The following is a 23,923-nucleotide window of genomic DNA, read 5'->3' as shown; positions in this document are numbered from 1 at the left end:
GAGGAGCCCCACCGTGATCCATGCCGCCCGCTCCGCACGCCTGGCCCTCGCCGCGGCCCTCGCCACCGCCCTCCTCGCCGGATGCGCGGCCCCCGCCGCCGAGGCCCCGACCGACCCGCCCGCCTCAGCTACGCCCTCCGCGTCCGCCGCCCCGGAGGTCGACCGGGCGGCCGCCGACGCCGCCTTCGCCGCCCTCGAGGAGCGATTCGGCGCGCGCCTCGGCGTGCACGCGGTCGACACCGGCACGGGCGCCGAGGTCTCCTGGCGCGCGGACGAGCGGTTCGCGTACGCCTCCACCATCAAGGCGCCGCTCGCGGCCGCTCTGCTCGACCGCGTCGGCATCGCCGGGATGGATCGCGCGGTGCCGATCGAGGCGGCCGACATCCTCTCCTACGCGCCCGTCACCGAGACGCGCGTCGGCGGCACGATGACCCTCCGCGAGCTGGCCGAGGCCGCCATGACCCGGAGCGACAACACCGCCGCGAACCTCCTGCTCGAGGCGCTCGGCGGCCCGGCCGAGCTGGACGCCGCGCTCACGGCCCTCGGCGACGACACCACGGTCGTCTCCCGCGCCGAGCCCGACCTCAACCAGGCGATCCCGGGCGACGACCGCGACACCACGACCCCGCGCGCCGCCGCCGCGCTGCTCCGCGCCTACGCGCTGGGCGATCCGGACGCGCTCGCGGATCCCCTCGATGCCGACGAGCGCGCCCTCTTCACCGGCTGGCTGAAGGCCACGCAGACGGGCGCGACGCTCGTGCGCGCGGAGCTGCCCGCGGACTGGACGGTCGGCGACAAGTCCGGCCTCGGCGCCTACGCCAGCCGCGGGGACGTCGCGGTGATCTGGCGGCCGGACGCCGCGCCGATCGTGATCGCGATCCACTCCTCGAAGGACCAGCAGGACGCGGACGCCGACGACGCCCTCATCTCGGGCGCCGCGAAGGCCGCCGTGCAGGCGCTCGGCGCGCTCGGCTGACGGGCGCGACGCGACGCGACGGCGGACGCGCCGTATCAGCGCCCGCCGTCCTCCGCGAGCAGCGCGAGCGCCCGGGACAGGTCGGCGACCGCCTGCTCCGCCGCGCGGTCGGCGGCGTCGTCGCGGCGCGCGAGCCAGGCGGCGATGATCCCCTGCATGCCCGCCACCGCGAGCGCCGCGCACCGACCGGCGCGCGCCTCGTCGAGGCCGGCCGCGGCGAACCGGCGGCGGGTCTCCTCCACGTAGCGGCCGTGCTCCCAGGCGGGCAGGTCGGCGAGCGCCGGGAGCCGCTGCACGGTCGCGGCGAGGTCGAGCAGCACCCGCTGGCGGTCGGGCTCGCGGCGCACCCGGTCGAGCTCCGCGCGGAGGGTCGCGGCGACGACCTCGCCGAGCGGCGCGCCCGCGGGATCCTCGGCGGCCTCCAGCTGCGCGACGACCGCATCGACCTCCTGCCGCAGCAGCGCGCCGAGCAGCTCCTCCCGCACGCCGAAGCAGTAGTGGAAGGCGCCGTGCGCGAGGCCGGCCTCCGCGGTGATCGCCCGCGTACTCGCCCCGGCGACGCCCGTGACGGCCATCACGCGCACCGCCGCGTCGAGGAGCTCGGCCCGCCGGGCATCCCGTGATCCGTACGCGCGGGTGCTCTCGGAGGCGGCCTTCATGGGAGAAAGCTACCAAGCGGGGCACATTTGGCCGCGTGGCCGAATCCATCGCCTAGCGTCGGAGCATGCGCACCGACCACCCCACCCCGACCATCCGCACGGCTCGCGCCGCCGACCTCGACGACGTGACCCGCGTGCTCGCGGAGGCCTTCGCGGAGGATCCCGTGCTGGCCGGCTTCGTCCCCGCCGGCCCGCGCCAGCCGGAGCGCCTGGCCCTCCTCTTCGCCGCGCTCCTCCGCAGCGGGCCGCTCCCCGACGGGACGGTCGACGTCGCGGTCGACGCCCGCGGCGGGATCCTCGGCGCGGCCGTCTGGGAGGCGGCCGGCGGCATCCCCGCGCACCGGACCCTCCGCCAGGCGCCGACGTTCCTCCTCGCCCTCGGCGTCGCGGGCGCCCTCCGCGCCGCCACCCGGCTCCGCACCCTGGACCGCGCCCGACCCGGCCTCCCGCACTGGCGGCTCGCCGAGGTCGGCGTGGGCGCGGCGGCGCGGGGCCTCGGCGTCGGATCCGCGCTCCTCGCCCACGGCCTCGCCCGCGTCGACGCCGACGGATCCGCGGCCTACCTCGAGTCGTCGACCGCGCGGAACCGCGCGCTCTACCTGCGGAACGGCTTCGCCGAGCTGGGCGAGCTGACGGGCCTCGCCGGGTCGCGCCCGGTGGCGATGTGGCGGTCGGCGCGCGTGGCGGCGCCGGCGGCCTGACGGCGCGGGATCACCGCACGCGGATCAGACCGGGCAGTGCACCTGCGTGCGCGCGCCGGACCGGTCGATGTCGTGGTCGGGCATCGGCTTGCCGCACATGGGGCAGAGGCGCGACTGCGGCTCGGGCACCGGGTCGTCGGTGTACGGGCCGAGCGGGGGCGCGCCGAGGTACGGGCGGAGCCGCTCGTTGAACCGCTCGACGGCGGCTCCGAAGCCGCGCTCGCGTCGCGGGCCGTCCGCCTGGCCTTTACCTCGTGTCATAGTAGTAAGTGTACGCGGTATTCCGGACGACGGCGAGGGCGGGCATGGCACACGAGGACGCGACGCGCACGGATCCCCTGGCGCTCGAGAGCCAGGTCTGCTTCGCGGCCGTGCTGGCGGCGCGATCCGTCGTCGCGCTGTACCGCCCGATCCTCGAGCCGCTCGGCCTCACGCATCCGCAGTACCTCGTGATGCTCGCGCTCTGGGAGCGCGACGGACGCTCGATCTCCGACCTCGGCGGCGCACTCGCCCTCGAGCCCGCCACCGTGACCCCGCTGCTCAAGCGCCTGCAGTCGGCCGGCCTCCTGGAGCGCGCCCGCAGCGACGAGGACGAGCGCGTCGTGCGCGTCACCCTCACCGACGCGGGCCGGGCGCTCCGCCGTCAGGCCGAGCAGGTGCCGGGGCGGGTGGCCGCGCGGACGGGCATGACCCCGTCGGAGCTCGGCCGGATCCGGGACGACCTGCACGCGTTCCTCGCGCGCATCGACGCCGCCCCGGATCCCGCGGACGCCTAGCCCTGGTACTGGATGGCGCCTTCCCAGCCCTTGAAGGTCGAGCGGCACGGCGACGTGCCGTAGACCTTGGTGCCGGTGTTGGCGAACTCCTTCAGCTTCCAGGACACGGCCGACGCGCACAGCGCCTTGCTCGGCTGCATGGTCACCCACTGCAGCTTGGCCGCCTGGGCCGGTGCCGCACCGAGCACGGTGCCTCCCGCCACCATGGTGGCCGCCAGGATGATGGTCGCGATCCTCGTGCGCATGCTTCTCCCCCAGTAGACGTCCGGTCGTCCGGACGGCGGCAGTCAAGCAGCAGCCCGGCGACGCCCGACACCCCCCGAACGGGCGTGACGGTTCCCCGCCAGCGGCGGTCGCCGCGGCCGCGCGGGGGGACGATGGAGGCATGACCCTCCGCGCCGACGGCACCCTCCAGGACGGACGGGCGCTCGTCGGCCCGGTCGACGCCCCCGAGCTGCACGTGATGACGTACAACATCCGGCGCCTGTTCCGCCGCTACCGGCCGGGCAGCCCCGACCGCTGGGCCGACCGCGAGCCGCTCATCGCGGAGCTCCTCCAGCGGGAGCAGCCGGCGCTCCTCGGCACGCAGGAGGCGATGCCCACGCAGGGCCGCGCGCTGTCGCACGCGCTCGGGCGGCACTACCGGCGGATCGGGCACGGCCGCAACGCCGACGGCCACGGCGAGGGCTGCCCCACCTTCTACGACACGCGCCGCCTCGAGCTCACGAGCTGGCGCCAGGTCGCCCTCTCGGACACGCCCGCGGTCGCCGGATCCCGCAGCTGGGGCAACATGGTGCCGCGGATCGCCGTGGTCGCCGACTTCACCGACCTCGCCACCGGACTGCCGCTGCGCCACGTGAACACGCACTTCGACCACCTCTCGCGGCGGTCGCGCGAGGAGTCGGCGCGGATGATGCTCGAGATCGTCGCCGAGGTGCAGGTGCCCACGATCGTCTCGGGCGACACCAACGCGGGCGTCGACACGGAGCCGCACCGGCTGCTGGTCGAGTCGGGCGCGCTCGTGGACGCCTGGCCGGCCGCGCGCGAGCGCCTCACGCCCGAGTGGGGCACCTGGTCGAACTACAAGGCGCCGAAGCGCACGACCCGCCGCATCGACTGGATGCTCGTGACGCCCGACGTCGAGGTCGAGCGCGTCGGCATCAACACCACGCGCATCGGCGGGCGGGCGCCGAGCGACCACGAGGCGCTGCAGGCGGTGGTGCGGTGCTGACGGATCCGCCGCCCGGCGGGAGCGCCGCCCCGCACGCCCCCGAGGACGTCGCCGCCTTCGCCGCCGACGCCGCGCGCACCTTCCTGCAGCCGCCGCACGGGATCACGGCCGTGCTCGCCGACGCCGTGCGGGTGATCGGGTTCCTCACGTTCCTCTTCTCCGTGTTCGCGTGGACGGGCACGACGTCGGCGATGTTCGCGCTCGCTCTGCTCGGGCTCGTCGCGCCGCGGTTCCTCGGGGCCCGGCCGGGGCTCGACCTCGCCATCGGGATCACGACGCTCGTCTCGGCGGCGAGCAACCGGCTCGACCTCTACGAGACGCTCTCCTGGTGGGACATCCCCGCGCACCTCATCACGACCGCCGCCCTCGCCGCGCTCGTGATCCTGCTGGCCGACCGCGCGGGCGTCGTGGTGGACCGGCGGCCGCTGCCCCTCGGGATCCTCAGCCTCGCGGTGGGCCTCGCGCTCTCGGCGCTGTGGGAGCTCGGCGAGTGGGCGGGGCAGGCGTGGCTGGACCCCGCGATCCTCACGGGCTACGACGACACGATCGGCGACATGGCGGTCGGCGGGCTGGGCGCGCTGCTGATCGCGCCGCTCATGCCGATGCTGCTGGCGCGGTCGCGGTGGATGCCGGAGGAGCCCGGGCGCTGACGGCCCGCGCCGCGGCGTCGCCTCGCGCCCCCGTCTGCGCGCCCCCGCCCGAGGGCGCTGCTCCGGGCCCCCGCGGAGGAGTGTGACGCCCCGGGGAGAAGTGCTCGCGGCGGGGTTTGGCCGGAGGAGCAGTCGGGTACGGGCCGGTCATGCGCTCGCCCGGGAACGACCTCGAGGCCGTCCTGTTCGACCGGGACGGCACGCTCGTCGTCGACGTGCCCTACAACGGCGACCCTGACCTCGTCACGCTGATGCCCGGCGCCCGCGAGGCGATCGACGCCGTGCGCGCCGCGGGCCTGCGCGTCGGCATGGTGACCAACCAGTCCGGCATCGCGCGCGGCCTCATCACGCGCGCGCAGGCCGACGCCGTCAACGCGCGCGTGCAGGAGCTGCTCGGCGCGTTCGACCTCGTGCTGCTGTGCCCGCACGGCTCCGACGACGGCTGCGACTGCCGCAAGCCCCAGCCGGGCATGGTGCTCGAGGCCTGCCGGACGTGGGGCGTGGATCCGTCGCGCGTCGCCGTCGTGGGCGACATCGCCGCCGACATGGGCGCCGCCCGGGCCGCGGGCGCGCGCGGCGTGCTCGTGCCGACGCCCGTCACGCGCGAGGAGGAGGTGGCCGAGGCGGAGCTGGTGGCCCCGACGATCCTCGACGCGGTCCACCTCCTCATCCACGACCCCGCGCCCCGCCGCGTGCTCGTCGTGCGCCTCGACTCCGTGGGCGACGTGCTCATCTCCGGACCCGCGGTGCGCGCGGTCGCCGCCGACCCGCGCGTGGAGGTTCACCTGCTCTGCGGTCCGCGCGGCGCGTCCGCCGGCCGGCTGCTCCCCGGCGTCCACGCGGTGCACGTGTGGGACGCGCCGTGGATCTCCTCCCCCGCGCCCGCCGCCGACGCCGCGTCCGTCGACGCCCTGCACGCGATCCTCGCCGAGGTCGATGCGGACGAGGCCGTCATCCTCACCTCCTTCCACCAGTCGCCGCTCCCGCTCGCACTGCTGCTGCGGCTCGCGGGCGTCGGCCGGATCACGGGCGCCAGCGTCGACTACGCCGGCTCCCTCCTCGACGTGCGCCTCAAGCCCGGCGAGGACCTCGACGAGGACCAGCCCGAGCCCGAGCGCGCCCTCGCGATCGCCGCCGCGGCCGGCCACGCGCTGCCGACCGACGACGACGGGGGCCTCGCCGTCCTGCCGGCCGAGCTGCCGTCCGACGTGGAGGCGCTCCTCCCCGACGGCCCCTTCGCGCTCGTCCACCCGGGCGCCGCGGTCGGCGCGCGCTCCTATCCGGCCGACCAGCACCGCGACGCCGTGGCGCTGCTCGCCGAGCGCGGGATCCCCGTGGTCGTCACCGGCGGCCCCGACGAGCGGGAGCTCACGGCGCACGTCGCCGGATCCACCGGCCTCGACCTCGGCGGCCGCACCGACCTCGCCGGGCTGGGCGCCCTCATGCGCCGCGCGGCCGTGCTCGTGAGCGGCAACACCGGCCCCGCGCACCTCGCCGCCGCGGTGGGACTGCCCGTCGTCAGCCTGTTCTCGCCCGTCGTGCCGCCGATCCGCTGGGCGCCGTACCGCGTGCCCGTGATCCTGCTCGGCGACCAGGACGCGGCCTGCAAGCTGAGCCGCGCGCGCGACTGCCCGGTCCCCGGGCACCCGTGCCTCGCCGGCGTCTCGCCCGCCGAGGTCGCCGACGCGGTCGAGCGGCTCATGGCGACGAGCCGCACGGAGGTGCCCGCATGAGGATCCTGATGTGGCACGTCCACGGCGGCTGGACCGACTCGTTCGTCCTCGGAACCCACGAGATCCTGTTCCCCACCACGCCCGCGCGCGACGCGTGGGGACTCGGCCGCGGCGGCCGCGCGTGGCCCGCGAGCGCGCGCGAGGTGGATCCGTCGTCCCTGCACGACGCCGACGTCGACCTCGTGCTGCTCCAGCGCGTCGCCGAGATCGAGGAGGCGGAGCGCCTGCTGGGCCGCCGCCTCGGATCCGACGTGCCCGCCGTCTTCCTCGAGCACAACACCCCGCGCGGCGCCCCGACCGAGACGGTGCACGCGCTGGCCGGCCGCGACGACATCCCGGTGATCCACGTCACGCGCTTCAACGCGCTCATGTGGGACACCGGCGTCGCGCCCACGACGGTCGTCGAGCACGGCGTGCCCGACCCCGGCGCGCTCTACACGGGCGAGGTCGCGTCGTTCGGCGCGGTGATCAACGAGCCCGTGCGCCGCGGCCGCATCACCGGCACCGACCTCCTTCCCGCCTTCGCGGCGGTCGCGCCCGTCGAGGTGTTCGGCATGGGCACGGATCTCCTCCCGGGCGCCTTCCCCGACCTCGGCGACCGCATCGTGCCGCGCGGCGACCTGCCGACCTCCCGCATGCACCCCGAGCTCGCGCGGCTGCGCGCCTACGTGCACCCGCACCGCTGGACCTCGCTCGGCCTGTCGCTGCTCGAGGCGATGCACATGGCCATGCCCGTGCTCGTGCTCGACGCGACCGAGGCGTCGCGCGCGGTGCCGCCGGATGCGGGCGCGATCTCGTCCGACCCCGCCGACCTGGTGCGCGTCGCCCGCCTGCTGCTCGAGGATCCCGACGAGGCTGCCCGCCGCGGCCGCGTCGCCCGCGAGGCCGCGCTCGCCCGCTACTCGCTCGGCCGCTTCCTGCATGACATGGACGCCGTGCTGCACGACGCCGCGGACGCGACCGGCCGACGGCGCGCGCGTCGCCGGGCCGCGGGATCCACCGCCCCGCCGGACGCCCACCCCGTCGCCGCGCCCGGCCCCACCGACCCGCACCCCCTGCCCCACCCGCTCGACGAGAGGACGACACGATGAGGATCGCGATGATCTCGGAGCACGCCAGCCCGCTGGCGACGCTCGGCGGCGTGGACGCTGGCGGCCAGAACGTGCACGTGGCCGCGCTGTCGGCTGCGCTCGCGCAGGAGGGCCACACCGTCACCGTCTACACGCGCCGCGACGACGCGGCGCTGCCCGCGCGCGTCGCCTTCGCGCCGGGCGTGGAGGTCGTGCACCTCGACGCCGGACCCGCCCGCGCCGTCCCCAAGGACGAGCTGCTGCCGCACATGGGCGAGCTCGCCGACGGCCTCCTCGCCGACTGGCGCACCGCGCGGCCCGACGTGGTGCACAGCCACTTCTGGATGTCCGGGGTCGCCGCGCTCGACGCCGCCGCGCGCCTCGCGTCCTCCCCGGTGGGCGCCGCCGCGGCGCCGCCCGTGCTGCACACCTTCCACGCGCTCGGATCCGTGAAGCGCCGCCACCTCGGCGCCGAGGACACGAGCCCCGCCGCGCGCGCCGAGCTCGAGCCCGGGGTCGGCCGCCGCGCCGACGCGGTCATCGCGACCTGCTCCGACGAGGCCGCGGAGCTCGTGCGCGCAGGGGTCGACGCGGCCCGCATCACCGTGATCCCCTGCGGCGTCGACATCGAGCACTTCACGCCGCGCGCGTACGACGACGACGCCGGCCCGATGCGCGTCATGGTCGTCGGCCGCCTGGTGCCGCGCAAGGGCGTCGACCTCGCGATCGAGGCCGTCGGGATCCTCGCGCGCCGCGGCCACCGGGACGTCGAGCTGGTCATCGTCGGCGGATCCGGCGACGCCGCGGGCGCGGGCGAGGACACCGAGGCCCGCCGCCTGATGGACGCCGCGCGCGCCGCCGGGGTCGCCGACCGCGTGCGCCTGCACGGCCGCGTCTCGCAGGCCGACATGCCCGCCGTGATGCGCACCGCCGACGTCGTGGTGTGCGCGCCCTGGTACGAGCCGTTCGGGATCGTGCCGCTCGAGGCGATGGCCTCGGGCGTGCCCGTCGTCGCCTCCGCCGTGGGCGGCCTCACCGACAGCGTGGTCGACGGCGTGACGGGGATCCTCGTGCCGCCGCGCGACCCCGCCGCCATCGCGGACGCCCTCGAGGGGCTGCTCGCGGATCCCGCCCGCCGTCGCCGCCTCGGCCGCGCCGGCCGCGACCGCATGGAGCACGGCTACGCGTGGTCGACCGTCGCGGCGCGCACCGCGGAGGCGTACCGGGCCGCGATCCAGGCCGCCGCGCCCGACGACCTGCCCGCCGACCCGACCGTGGTCGACGCCCACCTCGACGCGCTCGCCCCCGTGCTCGCCGACCTCCGCACGCACGCGCCGCGCCTCACCGCGTGGGGCCGCGAGATGGCCGACCGCATGAGCCGCGGCGCGCGCCTGCTCGCGGCGGGCAACGGCGGATCCGCGGCCGAGGCCCAGCACCTCACGAGCGAGCTGGTGGGCCGGTTCGACGGCGACCGCCGCCCGTTCTCGGCCATCGCGCTGCACTCGGAGTCGTCCGCGGTCACGGCCATCGGCAACGACTACGGCTTCGACGAGGTCTTCGCCCGGCAGGTGCACGCGCACGCGAGATCCGGCGACATCGTCGTGCTGCTCTCCACGAGCGGCCGCAGCGAGAACCTCCTCCGAGCCGCGGCTGCGGCTCGTGCCGCCGGCGCCACCACCTGGGCGATGACGGGCCCCGGCCCCAATCCGCTCGTGGAGGCGTGCGACGAGCACATCGCGCTCGACGGGCCGTCGGCCAACGTGCAGGAGGCGCAGCTCGTCGCCGTGCACGCCATCTGCCGCTCCTTCGAGAGCCGGCTGCAGGCGAACGACCGGGCCGCGGCGCGCGCGTCCGCGACGACGGCCGCCGCGACCCTGTCCGCGTCGGCCGCCGCGTCCGCGTCCGTCCCCGTGACGGTCGCGCCCGCGTCCACCACGACGGCGCCCGCGGAGGTGCCGGCATGAGGATCGTCGTGGTCGGCGACGTGCTGCTCGACGTCGACATGACCGGCGCCGCGCACCGCCTCAGCCCCGACGCGCCCGTCCCCGTGATCGAGGTGGAGGAGTCGCTGCCCCGCGCGGGCGGCGCAGGCCTCGTCGCCACGATGCTCGCGCGCGACGGCCACGACGTGCGCCTCGTCACCGTGCTCTCCGACGACCGCCACTCCGCGACCCTCCGCGAGTGCCTGCAACGGATCGAGGTGGTCGCCGGCCCGTCCGGCGCGCCCACGCCCGTGAAGACCCGCGTCCGCGCCGACGGCCACGCCATCGCCCGCATCGACGAGGGCTGCGCCCCGCCGCCCACGCCCGCCGCGACCGACGAGATGCTCGACGCGATCGCCACGGCCGACGCCATCGTCGTCGCCGACTACGGCCGCGGCGTCACGCGCGACCTCCGCCTCCGCGCCGCCCTCGACGCGCGCGCCGCCGTGGTGCCGCTCGTGTGGGATCCGCACCCCGCGGGCGAGCCGCCCGTGCCGAACACGGCGCTCGCCACCCCGAACCTCGCCGAGGCGCGCGCGTTCTCCGGGCTGGCCGGGCGCGACGTCGCCGCGGCCGCCGACGCCGCCCGGATCCTGCGCGAGCAGTGGGGCGTGCGCACGGTCGCCGTCACCATGAGCGAGCGCGGCGCCCTGCTCGTGTCGGCGCCCGCGTCGGGCTCGGCCGGCGGATCCATGCCCGTCGTCGTCCCCGCCCCGCTCGTCGCGACCGGCGACCCGTGCGGCGCGGGCGACCGCCTGGCCGCCACGGCCCTCGCGGCGCTGGCCGCGGGATCCCCCGTCGAGGACGCCGTGCGCGACGCCGTCGCCTCCGCGGCCGAGTACGTGGACGCGGGCGGCGTCGCGACCCTCGTCGGCCCGCCCGCCGCGCGCCCCATCGGCGGCCACGCGGCGAGCGCCCTCCAGGTGGTCCGCGCGACCCGCGCCGCGGGCGGCACCGTCGTCGCGACGGGCGGCTGCTTCGACCTCGTGCACGCCGGCCACGCCCGCACGCTCGCCGCGGCGCGCGCGCTCGGCGACTGCCTCGTCGTGCTCCTCAACTCGGATGACTCGGTGCGCCGCCTCAAGGGGCCCGAGCGCCCGATCATGACCGAGGAGGACCGCGTCGACCTCCTCATGTCGCTCGGCGTCGTCGACGCGGTGGTGCTCTTCTCCGAGGACACCCCCGAAGAGGCGCTCCGCTCCATCAAGCCCGACCTCTGGGTCAAGGGCGGCGACTACCGCGCCGAGGACCTCCCCGAGTCAGCGGTCATCGCCGAGTGGGGCGGCCAGGCCGTGACCGTCCCGTACCACCCGGGCCGCTCCACCACGAAGCTCGCCGGCGCCCTCGCGCGCGTCGGCTGAGCCCCCTCACCACCACCGACTCCCCGTACCACCGCTCCACGGAAGGAACACCCATGACCGACTCCCCCCGCCCCAGCACCGGCCGCGTCCTCATCACCGGAGGCGCGTCCGGGCTCGGCGCCGCGGTCGCGCAGGCGGTCCTCGCGGCCGGCGGCGAGCCCATCGTGCTCGACCTCGACACGTCGAGCGTCACCGGCATGGAAGCGCACCGCATCGACGTCTCCGACACCCGCGCCACCGAGGCGCTCGTCACCGAGATCGCCCAGGCGCACGGCGGCCTGGATGCCGTCGTCACCGCCGCGGGCATCGACCGCTGCGGCCGCCTCGTCGACGTCGCCCCCACCGAGTGGGAGAAGGTCATCGGCGTGAACCTGATGGGGACGGTCGCCGTCGTCCGCGCGGCGCTGCCGTTCCTCACCGAGTCGCACGGCCGCGTCGTCACCGTCGCGTCGTCGCTCGCCATCAAGGCCGTCTCGGACGCCACCGCCTACTGCGCCTCCAAGTTCGGCGTGCTCGGCTTCACCCGGGCGCTGGCCGCCGAGACGAAGGGCGAGGTCGGCGTGACCACGCTGATCCCCTCGGGCATGAAGACGCACTTCTTCGACGACCGCGACCCGAAGTACAAGCCCGGCTCCGACGCGAACCTCAACGACCCGGCCGCTGTCGCCGACTCGGTGATGTTCATCCTCGGCCAGCCGCGCGGCTGCGAGATCCGCGAGCTCGTCATCACGCACGAGCTCGAGGACAGCTGGCCGTGATCCGCGGCTGATCCGCGCCGCCCGCGCATGACACGAGCCCGGCCCCGCATCGCGCGGGGCCGGGCTCGTCTCGTCTCCCGCCGGTCGGGTCAGCGCGTCGGCGGGATCCGGCCCGCGCCCGGCCGCGCCGCCGTCGGGCGGAGCCCCGCCGATAGGTTCGACGCATGATCTCCACCCCGCGCCCCGGCCCCCGTCCGACGCTCTCCGACGACGGCCCGCAGCGGCAGCTCACCGACCGCGCGACGCCCGGGCTCTGGGGCCGCCTCGTCGCGCGCGCGTTCGCGCTGCCCGGCGTGCGCGAGGGCCACAGCCAGGTGTCGCCCGCCTCTTCGCGCGGCCTGTTCCTCGAGGACCGCGCCGAGCCCGTCGTCCCGTGGACCTCGCTCGCGCCGGAGGGCCGCCTCGAGCCGGTGCACCTGCACGGCGTGGACGACACGTCCCTGCACCTCTGCCTGCCGGTCGCCCGCGGCGCCGAGCTCACCGCGCTCGGCTGGGCGACGCCGCACCAGTACGAGGACCACGGCACCGAGTTCCTCGTCTACGGTCCGCGCGACGAGGCCGAGCTCGAGGTGGTGGTCGGGATCGTCGAGGAGGCGATCGCCTTCGCCCGCGACCCCGGCGACGAGCGACCGGCGCACGTCCCCGCCCCCGCGGGCTGAGCGGACGGGGCCCGCACCCGACCATGACCTGACCGTCCGGCCGTGAGCGGACATCGGGCGACGGGCCCAGGGAAGCGTCGGATAGCTTCCAGGGAGCGGACATCCGCAGAAAACTGGACACAATGACGCACCACCCCCGCACCATCCGCACCGCGACCACCCTCATCCTGGGTCTCGCCCTCACCGCCGGGATCCTCACCACAGCATCCCCCGCCAGTGCCGCGACCACCGGCCAGGCCCCGACCGCCGCGAGCGCCGCTCCGGCCGTCTCCGACGCCGGGCTCCGGTTCGGCGTCGCCACCCCCGGCGGCCCGACCGACGGCAGCGAGCTCGACCAGGTGGCCACGCAGGTCGGCGAGAGCCCGAGCATCGTGCTCTCCTACGCCGACTTCACGCAGTCGCCGCCCATCGCGGCCCTCGACTCCGTCGCCGCGCGGGGCGCCGAGACCCTCCTCACCTGGGAGCCGTGGGAGGCCGGCGCGGGCGCGGATCAGCCCGCGTACACGAACGCGAGCATCGCCGCGGGCGACCACGACGCGTACATCCGAGAGTGGGGTGCCGCCCTCGCGAAGTGGGGCGGCCCGGTCTACCTCCGCTACGCGCACGAGATGAACGGCGACTGGTACCCGTGGGCCGAGGGCGTCGACGGCAACGGCGCGGGCTCATACGCCGCCGCCTGGCGGCACGTGCACGACGTCGTCGTGGGCGCCGGCGCGACCGAGGTGCGCTGGGTGTGGACGCCGAACGTGCCGTACACCGGATCCACCGCGCTCGCGGGCCTCTACCCGGGCGACGGGTACGTCGACGTCGTCGGGCTCGACGGCTACAACTGGGGCACCAGCATCACCGGCCACTCGTGGGTCCAGCCCGCCGACCTGTTCGGCCCAGGCCTCGAGCGCCTCCGCGGCATCGCGCCGGGGAAGCCCATCGTCGTCGCCGAGACCGCGTCCTCCGAGGTCGGCGGATCCAAGGCCCAGTGGGATCAGGACCTCGTCGCCTACCTGCAGGCCCAGCCCGACGTCCAGGCGTTCGTCTGGTTCGACATGGACAAGGAGGCGGACTGGCGCATCGGCAGCTCCGCGTCGTCCGCCACCGCCCTCCGCGACGCGCTCGCCGCCCGTCGCGTCTGATCCGCCCGCCCCCTCCATCGGATCCCGTCGCTCGGCGGACATCCGATGGACGGCGGGCGCCGAAGAACATACGCTCGCATTGATCCATCGGGGGAAGGACCACACCGCCATGCCCACTCGCCGCCGCCTGAAGTGCGCCGTCGTCACCGCGGTCGCGCCCGCGGTCGTGACGGCCACCGTGCTCGTCGCCCCGGCTCTGGCCTCCCGCGCGTCCGCGGCGCAGGCCGTGCCCGCGACGCCGGCCGCGATCGTCCTCTCCGTCGCCTCCGGCCCGGTCGGCACGGCCGTGACCGTGACCGGCACCGGCTTCCCCGCGAGGAAGGGCGCCGTCGTCGCCGCCGGATCCGCCGCGAAGCGCATCACGACCACCGCGACCGGGCGCTTCACCACCGCGATCACGATCCCCCGCACCTCGCTCTCGACGATCCGCATCACCGCGACCGTCGGCACGCGCTCGGCCGGCGCCGCCTTCTCCGTCACCGCGGCGAAGTCGGCCGGGTCCGCCCGCTCCGCGGCGCCCGCGCCGACCCCGACGCCCGCTCCCCCGACGACGGCCCCCGCGCCGACGACCTCCGCTCCCGCGTCCACCGCCCCCGCCATCAGCTCCGCCCGCCTGCGCCTCGGCCTCTCGACGCCCGGCGGCCCCACGGCGAACGGCGAGCTCGACGCCGCGTCCACGACCCTCGGCGAGAGCCCGTCCATCGTCATGAGCCACGTCGACTTCACGCACCCGGCGCCCATCTCGGGCCTCCGGAGCGTGGCCGCGCGCGGCGCCGACAGCCTCATCACCTGGGAGCCGTGGCAGGGCGGCGCGGGCGTCGACCAGTCCGCCTACTCGAACGCGCGCGTCGTCGCGGGCGACCACGACGCGTACATCCGCTCGTGGGGCGCCGACCTCGCGAAGTACGGGAAGACCGTCTACCTCCGATACGGGCACGAGATGAACGGGAACTGGTACCCGTGGTCCGACGGCGTCAACGGCAACGCGTCCGGGTCCTACGTCGCGGCGTGGAGGCACGTGCACGACCTCGTCATGGCGCAGGGGGCCACGAACGTGAAGTGGGTGTGGAGCCCGAACGTGCCGTACCCGGGATCCACCGACCTCGCGTCCCTCTACCCCGGCGCCGACCAGGTCGACGTCGTCGCCCTCGACGGCTACAACTGGGGCGCCGTCCCCGGCCAGCGCTGGACCGCGCCCGCCGACCTCTTCGGCCCGGGCCTCGCGCAGCTGCGCTCCATCGCCCCCGGAAAGCCCCTCGTCATCGCCGAGGTGGCGTCGAGCGAGACGGGCGGATCCAAGGCCGACTGGGATCGCGACCTCGTCGCCTACCTGCAGGCCCAGCCCGACGTGCTCGGCTTCGTGTGGTTCGACTTCCAGAAGGAGGAGGACTGGCGGATCGACAGCTCGGCCGCCTCCGCCGCCGCGCTCCGCGACGCGCTCGCCCTCCGGCGCGGCTGATCCGCTCCGGGCCGCGGTCGCGCACGCCCAGTCGGCGCCCAGCCGGCGCACGGGCGCCCCGCGGATCCCACGGCCTACGATCTGACCTGCGCCCGGCCGACCCGACGGCGGCGCGTGCGATGAGGAGGCGGTGGTGACCCGAGCCCACCGGCGGCGCGAGACCGCGATCGCCCTCGCCGCCGTGCTCGTCGGCCTCGTGATCCTGCCGGCCCCGCCCGGATCCGGCGTCGAGGGGGGCTTCGCGCAGCTCGACCGCTACGCCGCCCTCACCGCGTCGCAGGCCCAGCGGATGATCCGGGCGCACCCGGCCCTCGAGCTGCAGGTGATGGACGCGTCGCCCGAGCGCGTCGTGTCCTGGTGGGCCGCGAAGGACCGGGAGCACCAGCGGGCGCTCATCCGCAGCTCGCCCGAGCTCGTCGGCAACCTCGACGGCGTCGACTACGCCTCGCGCGACGCGGCCAACCGCCGCCAGCTGCGGACCGAGCTGCGCACGGAGCGGGAGGCGGTCGCCGCCCACCCCGACGACGCCGACGCCCGGAACCGGCTCACGGCCCTCACGGCGATCCGCGACGCGCTGAAGCCGGAGGCCCGGACGGGCGGCGGCACGGAGCCGAGGCGTTGGCTCGTGTCGCTGAGCCACCGGGATCCGCCGCTCGCCGCCATCGCGGTCGGCGACCTCGACACCGCCCGCCAGGTCACCTTCACGCTGCCGGGCATGGGCACCTACACCGACGACATGCAGCTCTGGACGGAGACCGCGCAGAACGTGTTCGACGCGCAGGCGTCGGTCGGCGCCCCGGCCGCGCACGCCGTGGTCGCGTGGATCGGGTACCGCACGCCGCCGCCCGGCGTCGACGCGACGCTGGGCGACTACGCGGAGCGCGGCGCCCCGCTGCTCGCGAGCGAGATCGCGGGGCTGCAGGCGGCGCGCCGCGGCGGCGACCTCACGAGCGTCGACGTGATCGCGCACTCGTACGGATCCACCATGGCCGCCGACGCCCTCGCCGCCCGCGACCTCGGCGTCGACTCCTTCGTGATGCTCGGCTCGGCCGGCGTCGAGGACGGCATCGAGGACGCCCGCCAGCTGCACGCCCGGCACGTCTACGCGGGCGAGGCGGCGGACGACGACGAGGCCGTGTGGGGGCGGCTCTCCCGGCAGGATCCGCGCGCCCCCGGCTTCGGCGCCACCGTGATCTCGGTCGACGGCGATCCCGCGCGCGGCCTCCTGCCCGTCACCACGCACGCGCCGGTCCTGCACTCGCCGTGGAACGACGACCCGGACTCGCGCGCCTGGACGACCATCCGCGACCCGGCCCAGCGCGCCGCCGAGTTCGCCGCCCACGAGGAGACGTACGGCTACCTCGACGCGGGCACGGAGTCGCTGCGGAACGCCGCCATCGCGACCACGCCGCACGCGACCCAGGCGCTCGACCCGACCGAGGGCTGAGCGTCAGACCTGCCACCCCGGCCGGTTCGCGAACACGAAGCGGTGGTAGTCGGCGAGCGCGAGGCCGGCGGCCGCGGCCTCGTCGACCACGACGGTCGCGTCGGGGTGCAGCTGCAGCGCGGATCCCGGGCACATGCTGGTGAGCGGCCCCTCGACCGCCGCCGCCACGGCCGCCGCCTTCGACGCGCCGTGCGCGACGAGGAGCACGCGGCGCGCGTCGAGGATCGTGCCGAGCCCCTGCGTGACGCAGTGCACGGGCACCTCCTCCGGTGACGCGAAGAAGCGCGCGTTGTCGGCCCGCGTCTCGGGCGTGAGCGTCTTGATGCGCGTGCGCGACGCGAACGACGAGGTCGGCTCGTTGAAGCCGATGTGCCCCGTCGCGCCGATGCCGAGGATCTGCAGGTCGATGCCGCCCGCCTCCCGGATGAGCGCCTCGAACCGGTCGCCCGCGTCCCGGATCCCCTCCACCCGGCCGTCGGGCACGTGGACGCGGGCCGGGTCGAGGCCGAGCCGCCGCGTGACCTCGCGGTCGATCACGGCGCGGTAGCCCTCCGGGTGGTCCGCGGGGAGCCCCACGTACTCGTCGAGCGCGAAGGCCGTGAGCCCGTGGAGGGCGTCGCGGTCGGGCCCTGCGGCGAGCGCCTCGTAGACGGGCAGCGGCGAGGATCCCGTCGCCACCCCGAGCACGCGCAGGCTCCCGTCGCGCACGCGCGCGCCGATCACGCCGGCCGCGTACCGGCCCACCTCCTCGGGGCTGTCCCGGATGACCACCTGCATGCGCGTCCCCTCCTGTGGTGTCCGCCGCGTCAGAGCGCGGCGACCTCGATCGTGCGTCCCGTGCGGGCCGACTCCTGCGCCGCGAGCACGATGCGCAGCGTGCGGAGCCCGACCTGCAGGTCCGGCTGGGGCTGCTCCCCGCCGCGCACCCCGGCGAGGAACGCGTCGAGGAGGGCGGCGTCGAAGTCCGGGCCGTACGGCAGCTCGATCGGCCGGCCGGTGGCGGCGTCGAGCCCGCGGACCCGGGGCCCGAAGAAGTCGATCCCGACGCTGCCGGCCGTGCCGGTCGCGGTGACCTTCACGCCACCCCAGGTGGGCGCGGTGTCGGCCTGCGTGAACGAGCAGTCGATCGCGGCGACGAGGCCCGAGTCGTAGGTGATCGTGACGAGCCCGCCGGTCTCGGCCTGCGCGCGGTGGGCGTGCAGGATCCGGTTGCTCACGGCCGTGACGCTGACCGCCTCCGCGCCCGTGAGCGCGTCGAGCAGGTCGGCGACGTGCACCACGTGGTCGACGAGCGCGCCGCCGCCGGACAGCGCCGGATCCCCGAACCACGCCCGCTCCATCGGCAGCTTCCCGTTGTTGGCGCCGCGGAGCGCGACGAGCTGGCCGAGGGCGCCGCGGGCGTGCGCGGCCCGCAGCTCCTGGAACGCGCTGGCGAAGCGCACGGGGAACGCGACCATGAGCCGCACGCCCGCGTCGGCGACGGCCCGCTCCATGGCGAGGCCGTCCTCGAGCGTGGTGGCGAGCGGCTTCTCGCAGAGGATGTCGGCGCCGGCGGATGCGGCGAGCTCCACCAGCTCGCGGTGCCGCACGTTCTCGCTCGCGACGATCACGGCGTCCGGCCGCCAGGCGAGCAGCTCGTCGTGGGTGTCGGCGTACGCGACGCCGAGCGCGTCGGCCATGGCGCGGCCGCGCAGCTCGCCGTCCGGGTGCGGGCCGGGGTCGCTCGCGCGCGCCTCGACGTCGTCCATCCCCGCGAGCAGCGCGAGGTAGGAGCGGGCGTGCGTGTGCGCGAACGACATGACGGCGACGCGCAGCGGGCCCTCGTGGCTCTCCCGCACGGCGGTCACGCCTCCCCGCCGAGAGCGGGCGCGAGGTCCACCGGCTGCCCGGTGTCGAGGCTCTCGAGCGCGGCGGTGGCGATCCGCACGGCCGCGGCACCGTCCGCGGCGCTCACGCGCGGCTCGGGTCCGCCCGCGAACGCGCGCGTGAACTCGCGCAGCTCGACGAAGTACGGGTCCTCGGCGGGATCCGTGTCGGGCACGAGATCCCCGCCCGTCCCGCCCCCGGCGAGGTCGGCCACGTAGCCCCGTTGCACCGCCGAGGAGTGCTCGAGCTGCCCGCCCGTGCCCGTGACCGTGTACTCGGTCGTGAAGCGCAGGTGCGCCGGGCCCCAGACGCCGGCGACGTGGCTGATCGCGCCGGACGCGTGCGTCAGCAGCACGTGCGCCGCCTCGATCGGGTGCTCGGCGTCGCCCGCGCGGGTGGAGACGGCGGAGACCCGCACGACCTCGCCAGCGACCCAGCGCGCGATGTCGAGGTCGTGGATCATCTGGTCCATGATGATGCCGCCCGAGAGCTCCCGGTCGGCGAACCAGGGCGTGCGGGTCGGGTAGGCGCCGGCGCGCGAGAACCGCAGCACCGCGAGGTCGCCGAGGAGGCCCTGGTCGACGGCCTCCTTGAGGCGCACGTACTCGGGGAAGAACCGCACGACGTGCGCGGGGTGCAGCCGGCGTCCGAGCCGGGCGGCGAGCGCGACCAGCTCCTCGGCGTCGGCGTCCGTGCGCGCGAGCGGCTTCTCGCTGATGACGTCCTTGCCCGCCTCGAGCGCCCGGCGCACGATCGGCGCGTGCGTCCAGGTGGGCGTGACCACGTCGACGACGTCGACCAGCTCGAGCAGCTCGTCGAGGGTGTCGACGACCGTGCCGCCGCCGTGCCGGGCGACCGCCTCGGCGGCGCCCTGCTCGGAGTGGACGTAGACCTCGGCGCCGAGCGCGAGCAGGTGCGGCAGGTGCGACGCGCTGATGCCGCCGGCCCCGACGAGGCCGATGCGGAGGGGTGGAGCTGTCATGTGCGGTTCCTCACGTGCGGGCGGATGGGACGGTGGATCCGGGGGCCGGCGGGTCGGCGGCGATCGACGCGGGCGCGCCCACGGCCTCGGCGGTCGACGCCCGCAGGGACGCCTCCGCGCGCACGGCGAAGCCGGGCGACATGGCGGGGCCGCCGGCGAGCAGGGCCGCGCCGATGACGCCCGCGTGCGTGCCGAGCGTCGAGCGGATGATGGGCGGCGCCGACCGCCAGCCGAGCCGGGCGTCGACCGCGGCGCGCAGCGGCACGAGCAGGGCGTCGCCCGCGCCGGAGAGGCCGCCGCCGATCACGACGCGCGCGGGGTCGAGCACCACGGCGAGCGTCGTGATCCCCACGGCGAGCGCGTCGACCGCGTCGGCCCACACGGCGCGCGCGTCGGGATCCGCGTCGAGCCGCGCGACGATCCCGGGCGTCGAGGAGGCGGCCGTGCCGCCGCGCCTGCGGTACCGGGCGAGGACGCTCGTCGCCGACGCGTACGCCTCCAGGCAGCCGTGCTGGCCGCAGCCGCAGAGGTCGCCGCCGCCGACGATGGGCGTGTGCCCGAACTCGCCGGCGCCGCCGGTCGCGCCGCGGACGACGACGCCGGAGGTCACGACCGCGGCGGCCACGCCCGTGCCGATGGGGATGAAGACGAAGTCGCGGAAGGCCGCCTCCTCGTCCGGGTGCGCGGCGCGCTCGGCGACCGCGGCGGCCCGGGCGTCGTGCTCCACGTGCACGGGGAGGCCCAGCTCGTCCTCGAGGATCCGTCGGAGCGGCAGCCCGGACCAGCCGAGGTTCGCGGCGTACCCGATGCTCCCCGTCTCCGCGTCCACGAGGCCGGGCGACGCGAGGCCCACGGCGGCCACGCGCACGCCGTCGCGCGCCGACCGGTCGACGAGGTCGGCGACGAGCTCGCGCAGGGTGGCGAGCGCGTCCATCCGCCCGTCGAACGTCGGGGAGACGCGGCGCGCGACGACGCCGCCGTGGGCGTCGAGCACGGCGCCCTTCAGCGTGGTGCCGCCGACGTCCACCGCGACGACCGCGCACGGCCGCGCCGGCGCCGGATCCGCGTCCCCGCGCGTCACGCGGTCGCGCCCGGCACGTCGGCCTCGGCGAGGGCGCGGACCCGCTGCTCGACGCGGGCGGGCGCGAGCACCTCCTCGAGGATCATGCGGGTGGCGCCGCGGACCACGGCGTTCGCGGGATCCACGGCCGCGCGCACGTCGAGGTCGTGCGCCGCGATGGGCAGGCAGCGGGAGAACAGCTCCGCGCGGATGGCGGCCACGAGCGGCGCGGACGCCGACATGGTGCCGCTCAGCACGACCGCGCGCGGGTTGAGGAAGTTGACGATGGTGGCGAGCGACGCCCCGATCCGGGTGCCGGCCTCGCGCAGCACCGTGACGATCTCGGGATCCGCCGTGCGGCCCAGCTCGATGATGTCCGACGCGCTCTCCACCGGGTGCCCGAGCGCGGTGAGCCGCGCGGCCACGGCGCCGCCGCCCGCGACCGACTCGAGGCAGTTCGGGATCCCGCAGATGCAGGAGATGGCCGCCTCGCCGTCGACCGCGGAGTGGCTGATCTCGCCGGCGGCGCCGCTGGCCCCGCGGTGCAGGCGCCCGCCGGTGAGGATCCCGCTGCCGATGCGCGTGCCGAGCACCACGGCGAGGAGGTGGTCGCCGTCGCTGCGGGCGCCGGGCGCCGACTCGGCGAGCGCCACGAGGTTCGCGTCGTTCTCGACGACCACCGGCACATCGGTGTGCGCGGCGAAGAGCGACGGCAGGCTGACGTTGTGCCACGACGGCATGAAGGACGGCAGCACGACCCGGCCGGACGGGTGCTCGATGGGCGCGGGCAGCCCCACGCCGATGCCGGACAGCAGCGCGGGATCCAGCCCGTGCTCGGCCAGCAGGCCCTGCACCTCGGACCACATGGCGGCGACGACCGCCTCCGGGTCCTGGTCGGGCAGCCCCGTGCGGCGCACGCTGCCGACGACGTCGCCCGCGAGGTCGGCGACGGCCACGGTGAGGTGGCGGGCGCCGAAGTCGACCGCGGCGACGGATCCCGCCTCCCGCACGACGTCGAGCCGCCGGGCGCGACGCCCGCCGCGGGACTCCTCGTCCCCGCCCTCGGCGACGAGGCCGAGGCGCAGCAGCGCGTCCACGCGGATGCCGACGGTGGACGGCGAGAGGCCCGTGCGGCGCGCGATCGCGGAGCGCGAGACGGCGCGCTCCTCCCGGATGAGACGGAGCACGTCGCCCACGGATCCGGGGGCGACCTCCGCGTCCTGGAGGCGCGTGGCGTTCGGGGTCATGCGGTGATCCTATCGACGATCGAACGAAGTCCGGCGAAAAAAGAACTACTTCTTCTTGCAACGGGCCAGTAACATGCGGGAAACACCTGAAGCCTACGGTCGAGAGCCAGGGCTTCCCGGACGAGGTCGTCCTCCCGTGAGGGGCACGCGTCCGGATCCCGAGCCGCCCACCACGAGGAGCCCGCGATGACCGCACGTCCCCCGATCGCCCGCCCGGGCGCCGCGGCCGATGCCCGCCGAGGCCCGAGCCGATCCCGCCGAGGCCCGTCGTGACGACCGCCCTCGCGTCGACCCGCCTGCCGGAGTCGTACCAGCGCCGCACCCTGCACGAGAAGGAGGGCCGCGCCGGCTACGCGCTCGTCGCCCCCACCACGATCCTGCTGTCGGTCTTCTACCTCTACCCGCTGCTCCAGACCGTGGTCTACAGCTTCACCGACTGGAACCCGGGCGCCCCCGGCGCCACGAGCTTCGTCGGCCTCGACAACTTCGCGGGCCTCTTCTCGCCCACGAGCGGGTTCCTCGCGGCGCTCCGCAACACGGCGATCATCGCGATCGTGGTGGTGCCGGGATCCATGGCCGTCGGCCTGCTCTTCGCCGCCATGCTCGACGGCCCGTTCCGCGGCCGCTCGTTCTACCGGACCATGATCTTCGCGCCGCACATCGCCCCCACCGTCGGCAGCGCGCTCATCTTCAGCTACCTGCTCACGCCGCTCGGCGGCCTGGTGAACACGGCGCTGAAGCCCTTCGGCGTCAACTCGATCTCGTTCCTCACGACCGAGCCGTGGGCCATCGTCGCGGTCATCGTCTTCATCGTGTGGCAGCAGACGGGCTACACGATGATCATCTTCTCGGCCGCGCTCTCCACCATCCCGCCGAGCTACCACGAGGCCGCGAAGCTCGACGGCGCGGGCGTCGTCCGCCGCTTCTTCTCCATCTCGCTGCCGCTGGTCGCGCCCACGAGCGGGTTCCTCGTCATCACCGGCCTCATCAGCACGCTGCAGGTGTTCACGCAGGTCTACGTCCTCACGGGCGGCGGCCCGCTCGGATCCACCAAGACCGCCATCTACTGGATCTACGAGCAGGGCTTCCAGTTCTTCAACGGCGGCGCGGCCACGGCCGCCTCGGTCGTCCTCCTGCTGATCGGCATCACCGTGACCGCGATCCAGCTCAAGTTCCTGTCGCGCCGCGACACCGTCGAGATGCTGTGAAGGGCCCGTCATGACCATCTCCCTCGAGCACGAGACCGCCGCCGCCCCGGTGCCGCCCGCCGGCGGATCCGGCCACGCCCGCCCCGCGCGCCGCCGCCGGCCGCTGCGCCGGTACCTCCCGTCGACGCTCCGCCACGTGATCCTCATCGTCGCCAGCGTCATCTTCTTCGGGCCGTTCATCTGGATGGTGCTCGTGAGCTTCAAGTCGGCGCAGGAGGCGCTCTCCGTCCCGCCGACCTTCCTGCCCACGGAATGGCACCCGGAGAACTACACGCGCCTGTTCGAGATCGCGCCGTTCGGCCGCTTCTACGTGAACACGATCGTGGTCGCGGTGCTCTCCACGGCCGGGCAGGTGATCACGAGCCTCATGGCCGGGTACGCGTTCGCGCGCCTCCGGTTCCGCGGCCGGAACCTGCTGTTCCTGGTGCTGCTCGCGGCGCTCATGGTGCCGTTCGAGATCGTGTTCACGCCGCTCATCACGCTGCTCTCGTCGCTCGGCTGGCTGAACAGCTACCAGGGGCTCATCGTGCCGAACATCCCGTCGATCCTCGGGGTGTTCCTCTTCCGGCAGTTCTTCTCGAACTTCCCGTCGGAGATCGAGGACGCGGCGCGCATGGACGGCACGGGCGTCTGGCAGCGGTTCCGGCTGATCATGGCGCCCATGGCGACGCCGATGATCGGCTCGTTCGCGATCCTCTCCTTCGTCTACAACTGGAACAACTTCTTCTTCCAGTTCATCGCCGTGAATCGCACCGAGCTCTTCACCGTGCAGATCGGCCTCACGCTCCTCCAATCGCAGGAGGGCGCCTCGAACTTCAACCTGCTGATGGCGGGATCCACGCTCGCGGTGATCCCCGTCCTCGTCGTCTTCCTGCTCTTCCAGGGCCAGATCGTCAAGGCCATCTCCGGCGGCCTCCGCTAGGCCGCCTCCCCGCGTCACCCGCATCACCCGCATCCCCGCACGAACC

The 23,923-nt window shown here is 75.6% G+C and carries 24 protein-coding genes and 1 pseudogene; 17 read left to right on the top strand and 8 right to left on the bottom strand.

Annotated elements, in window-relative coordinates; all coding sequences use genetic code 11:
- Window positions 1-13 precede the first annotated feature (13 nt).
- The gene (bla, locus tag FGI33_RS14730) at window positions 14-976 is read left to right on the top strand and encodes a class A beta-lactamase (RefSeq protein WP_237582080.1); all 963 of its coding nucleotides are present in this window, start codon (window positions 14-16) and stop codon (window positions 974-976) included.
- 35 nt (window positions 977-1,011) lie between these two features.
- Here the strand turns inward: bla and FGI33_RS14725 are convergent, their stop codons facing one another.
- Window positions 1,012-1,635, bottom strand: coding sequence for a TetR/AcrR family transcriptional regulator (locus FGI33_RS14725; protein WP_237582079.1), 624 nt, complete (start codon window positions 1,633-1,635; stop codon window positions 1,012-1,014).
- Between the two features lie 65 nt (window positions 1,636-1,700).
- Here FGI33_RS14725 and FGI33_RS14720 point away from each other — a divergent pair, with 65 nt between their 5' ends.
- Entirely contained in the window at window positions 1,701-2,336 is a 636-nt protein-coding gene (locus FGI33_RS14720; RefSeq protein ID WP_237582078.1) for a GNAT family N-acetyltransferase, read from the top strand.
- Window positions 2,337-2,360: 24 nt separating this feature from the next.
- Here the strand turns inward: FGI33_RS14720 and FGI33_RS14715 are convergent, their stop codons facing one another.
- Complete coding sequence (locus FGI33_RS14715; RefSeq protein ID WP_119402953.1) at window positions 2,361-2,597, bottom strand: hypothetical protein; 237 nt, start codon at window positions 2,595-2,597, stop codon at window positions 2,361-2,363.
- Window positions 2,598-2,641: 44 nt separating this feature from the next.
- On the opposite strand from FGI33_RS14715, the gene FGI33_RS14710 reads away from it, so the two are divergent.
- Complete coding sequence (locus FGI33_RS14710; protein ID WP_119435527.1) at window positions 2,642-3,112, top strand: MarR family winged helix-turn-helix transcriptional regulator; 471 nt, start codon at window positions 2,642-2,644, stop codon at window positions 3,110-3,112.
- Here the strand turns inward: FGI33_RS14710 and FGI33_RS14705 are convergent.
- Entirely contained in the window at window positions 3,109-3,357 is a 249-nt protein-coding gene (locus FGI33_RS14705) for a hypothetical protein (RefSeq protein ID WP_119435528.1), read from the bottom strand. The genes FGI33_RS14710 and FGI33_RS14705 overlap by 4 nt on opposite strands.
- Window positions 3,358-3,497: 140 nt before the next feature.
- Between FGI33_RS14705 and FGI33_RS14700 the strand changes: the two genes are divergently transcribed.
- The 12 genes and pseudogenes from FGI33_RS14700 to FGI33_RS14645 all read left to right on the top strand — a co-directional run bounded on the left by FGI33_RS14700 (window position 3,498) and on the right by FGI33_RS14645 (window position 16,592).
- Window positions 3,498-4,343 (top strand): endonuclease/exonuclease/phosphatase family protein, encoded by an 846-nt coding sequence (locus FGI33_RS14700; protein WP_119456742.1) that lies wholly within the window; start codon window positions 3,498-3,500, stop codon window positions 4,341-4,343.
- Window positions 4,337-4,993: a DUF2238 domain-containing protein gene (locus tag FGI33_RS14695; RefSeq protein ID WP_119435772.1), complete on the top strand. Its 657-nt coding sequence runs from the start codon at window positions 4,337-4,339 to the stop codon at window positions 4,991-4,993. The genes FGI33_RS14700 and FGI33_RS14695 overlap by 7 nt, the downstream gene beginning before the upstream one ends.
- A 149-nt stretch (window positions 4,994-5,142) precedes the next feature.
- A pseudogene (locus FGI33_RS14690) lies at window positions 5,143-5,583 on the top strand (D-glycero-alpha-D-manno-heptose-1,7-bisphosphate 7-phosphatase); the annotation flags it as partial.
- 78 nt (window positions 5,584-5,661) lie between these two features.
- A complete protein-coding gene (locus FGI33_RS14685) occupies window positions 5,662-6,726 on the top strand; it encodes a glycosyltransferase family 9 protein (protein WP_237582479.1) in 1,065 nt (354 codons plus the stop codon).
- Complete coding sequence (locus FGI33_RS14680; protein WP_237582077.1) at window positions 6,723-7,817, top strand: glycosyltransferase; 1,095 nt, start codon at window positions 6,723-6,725, stop codon at window positions 7,815-7,817. The genes FGI33_RS14685 and FGI33_RS14680 overlap by 4 nt, the downstream gene beginning before the upstream one ends.
- A complete protein-coding gene (locus tag FGI33_RS14675) occupies window positions 7,814-9,760 on the top strand; it encodes a glycosyltransferase (RefSeq protein WP_237582076.1) in 1,947 nt (648 codons plus the stop codon). Before FGI33_RS14680 ends, FGI33_RS14675 begins: the two co-directional genes overlap by 4 nt.
- Window positions 9,757-11,139 (top strand): PfkB family carbohydrate kinase, encoded by a 1,383-nt coding sequence (locus FGI33_RS14670; protein ID WP_237582075.1) that lies wholly within the window; start codon window positions 9,757-9,759, stop codon window positions 11,137-11,139. The genes FGI33_RS14675 and FGI33_RS14670 overlap by 4 nt, the downstream gene beginning before the upstream one ends.
- Window positions 11,140-11,192: 53 nt before the next feature.
- Window positions 11,193-11,897 carry an SDR family oxidoreductase gene (locus FGI33_RS14665; protein ID WP_043584090.1) on the top strand — a complete coding sequence of 235 codons (705 nt, stop codon included), beginning with the start codon at window positions 11,193-11,195 and terminating at the stop codon, window positions 11,895-11,897.
- Between the two features lie 164 nt (window positions 11,898-12,061).
- The gene (locus FGI33_RS14660) at window positions 12,062-12,556 is read left to right on the top strand and encodes a luciferase domain-containing protein (RefSeq protein WP_220453085.1); all 495 of its coding nucleotides are present in this window, start codon (window positions 12,062-12,064) and stop codon (window positions 12,554-12,556) included.
- Between the two features lie 122 nt (window positions 12,557-12,678).
- Complete coding sequence (locus FGI33_RS14655) at window positions 12,679-13,686, top strand: glycoside hydrolase family 26 protein (protein ID WP_119435258.1); 1,008 nt, start codon at window positions 12,679-12,681, stop codon at window positions 13,684-13,686.
- Window positions 13,687-13,795: 109 nt separating this feature from the next.
- Window positions 13,796-15,145 (top strand): glycoside hydrolase family 26 protein, encoded by a 1,350-nt coding sequence (locus tag FGI33_RS14650; protein ID WP_237582074.1) that lies wholly within the window; start codon window positions 13,796-13,798, stop codon window positions 15,143-15,145.
- A 133-nt stretch (window positions 15,146-15,278) separates the two neighbouring features.
- Entirely contained in the window at window positions 15,279-16,592 is a 1,314-nt protein-coding gene (locus FGI33_RS14645) for an alpha/beta hydrolase (protein ID WP_119435007.1), read from the top strand.
- A gap of 3 nt (window positions 16,593-16,595) precedes the next feature.
- On the opposite strand, the gene FGI33_RS14640 is transcribed toward FGI33_RS14645, so the two are convergent.
- From FGI33_RS14640 to FGI33_RS14620, 5 genes are read right to left on the bottom strand one after another with little or no spacing between them, the layout of a single operon-like run.
- Window positions 16,596-17,369: a glucosamine-6-phosphate deaminase gene (locus FGI33_RS14640; protein ID WP_119435006.1), complete on the bottom strand. Its 774-nt coding sequence runs from the start codon at window positions 17,367-17,369 to the stop codon at window positions 16,596-16,598.
- A gap of 29 nt (window positions 17,370-17,398) precedes the next feature.
- The gene (locus FGI33_RS14635; RefSeq protein ID WP_237582073.1) at window positions 17,399-18,439 is read right to left on the bottom strand and encodes a Gfo/Idh/MocA family protein; all 1,041 of its coding nucleotides are present in this window, start codon (window positions 18,437-18,439) and stop codon (window positions 17,399-17,401) included.
- Window positions 18,436-19,440 carry a Gfo/Idh/MocA family protein gene (locus FGI33_RS14630; RefSeq protein WP_119435005.1) on the bottom strand — a complete coding sequence of 335 codons (1,005 nt, stop codon included), beginning with the start codon at window positions 19,438-19,440 and terminating at the stop codon, window positions 18,436-18,438. Before FGI33_RS14630 ends, FGI33_RS14635 begins: the two co-directional genes overlap by 4 nt.
- A 10-nt stretch (window positions 19,441-19,450) precedes the next feature.
- Entirely contained in the window at window positions 19,451-20,521 is a 1,071-nt protein-coding gene (locus FGI33_RS14625) for an ROK family protein (RefSeq protein ID WP_237582072.1), read from the bottom strand.
- Window positions 20,518-21,747, bottom strand: a complete 1,230-nt coding sequence (locus FGI33_RS14620) for an ROK family transcriptional regulator (RefSeq protein WP_147359409.1) — start codon at window positions 21,745-21,747, stop codon at window positions 20,518-20,520. Before FGI33_RS14620 ends, FGI33_RS14625 begins: the two co-directional genes overlap by 4 nt.
- 269 nt (window positions 21,748-22,016) lie before the next feature.
- Between FGI33_RS14620 and FGI33_RS14615 the strand changes: the two genes are divergently transcribed.
- Window positions 22,017-22,955 carry a carbohydrate ABC transporter permease gene (locus FGI33_RS14615; RefSeq protein WP_119434921.1) on the top strand — a complete coding sequence of 313 codons (939 nt, stop codon included), beginning with the start codon at window positions 22,017-22,019 and terminating at the stop codon, window positions 22,953-22,955.
- Between the two features lie 10 nt (window positions 22,956-22,965).
- Window positions 22,966-23,877, top strand: a complete 912-nt coding sequence (locus tag FGI33_RS14610) for a carbohydrate ABC transporter permease (RefSeq protein WP_119456776.1) — start codon at window positions 22,966-22,968, stop codon at window positions 23,875-23,877.
- The last annotated feature ends 46 nt before the right edge of the window (window positions 23,878-23,923 follow it).

It is taken from the genome of Clavibacter phaseoli (assembly GCF_021922925.1).
GTDB classification, from domain to species: domain Bacteria; phylum Actinomycetota; class Actinomycetes; order Actinomycetales; family Microbacteriaceae; genus Clavibacter; species Clavibacter phaseoli.
This window is presented reverse-complemented; position numbering and strand designations above follow the sequence as displayed.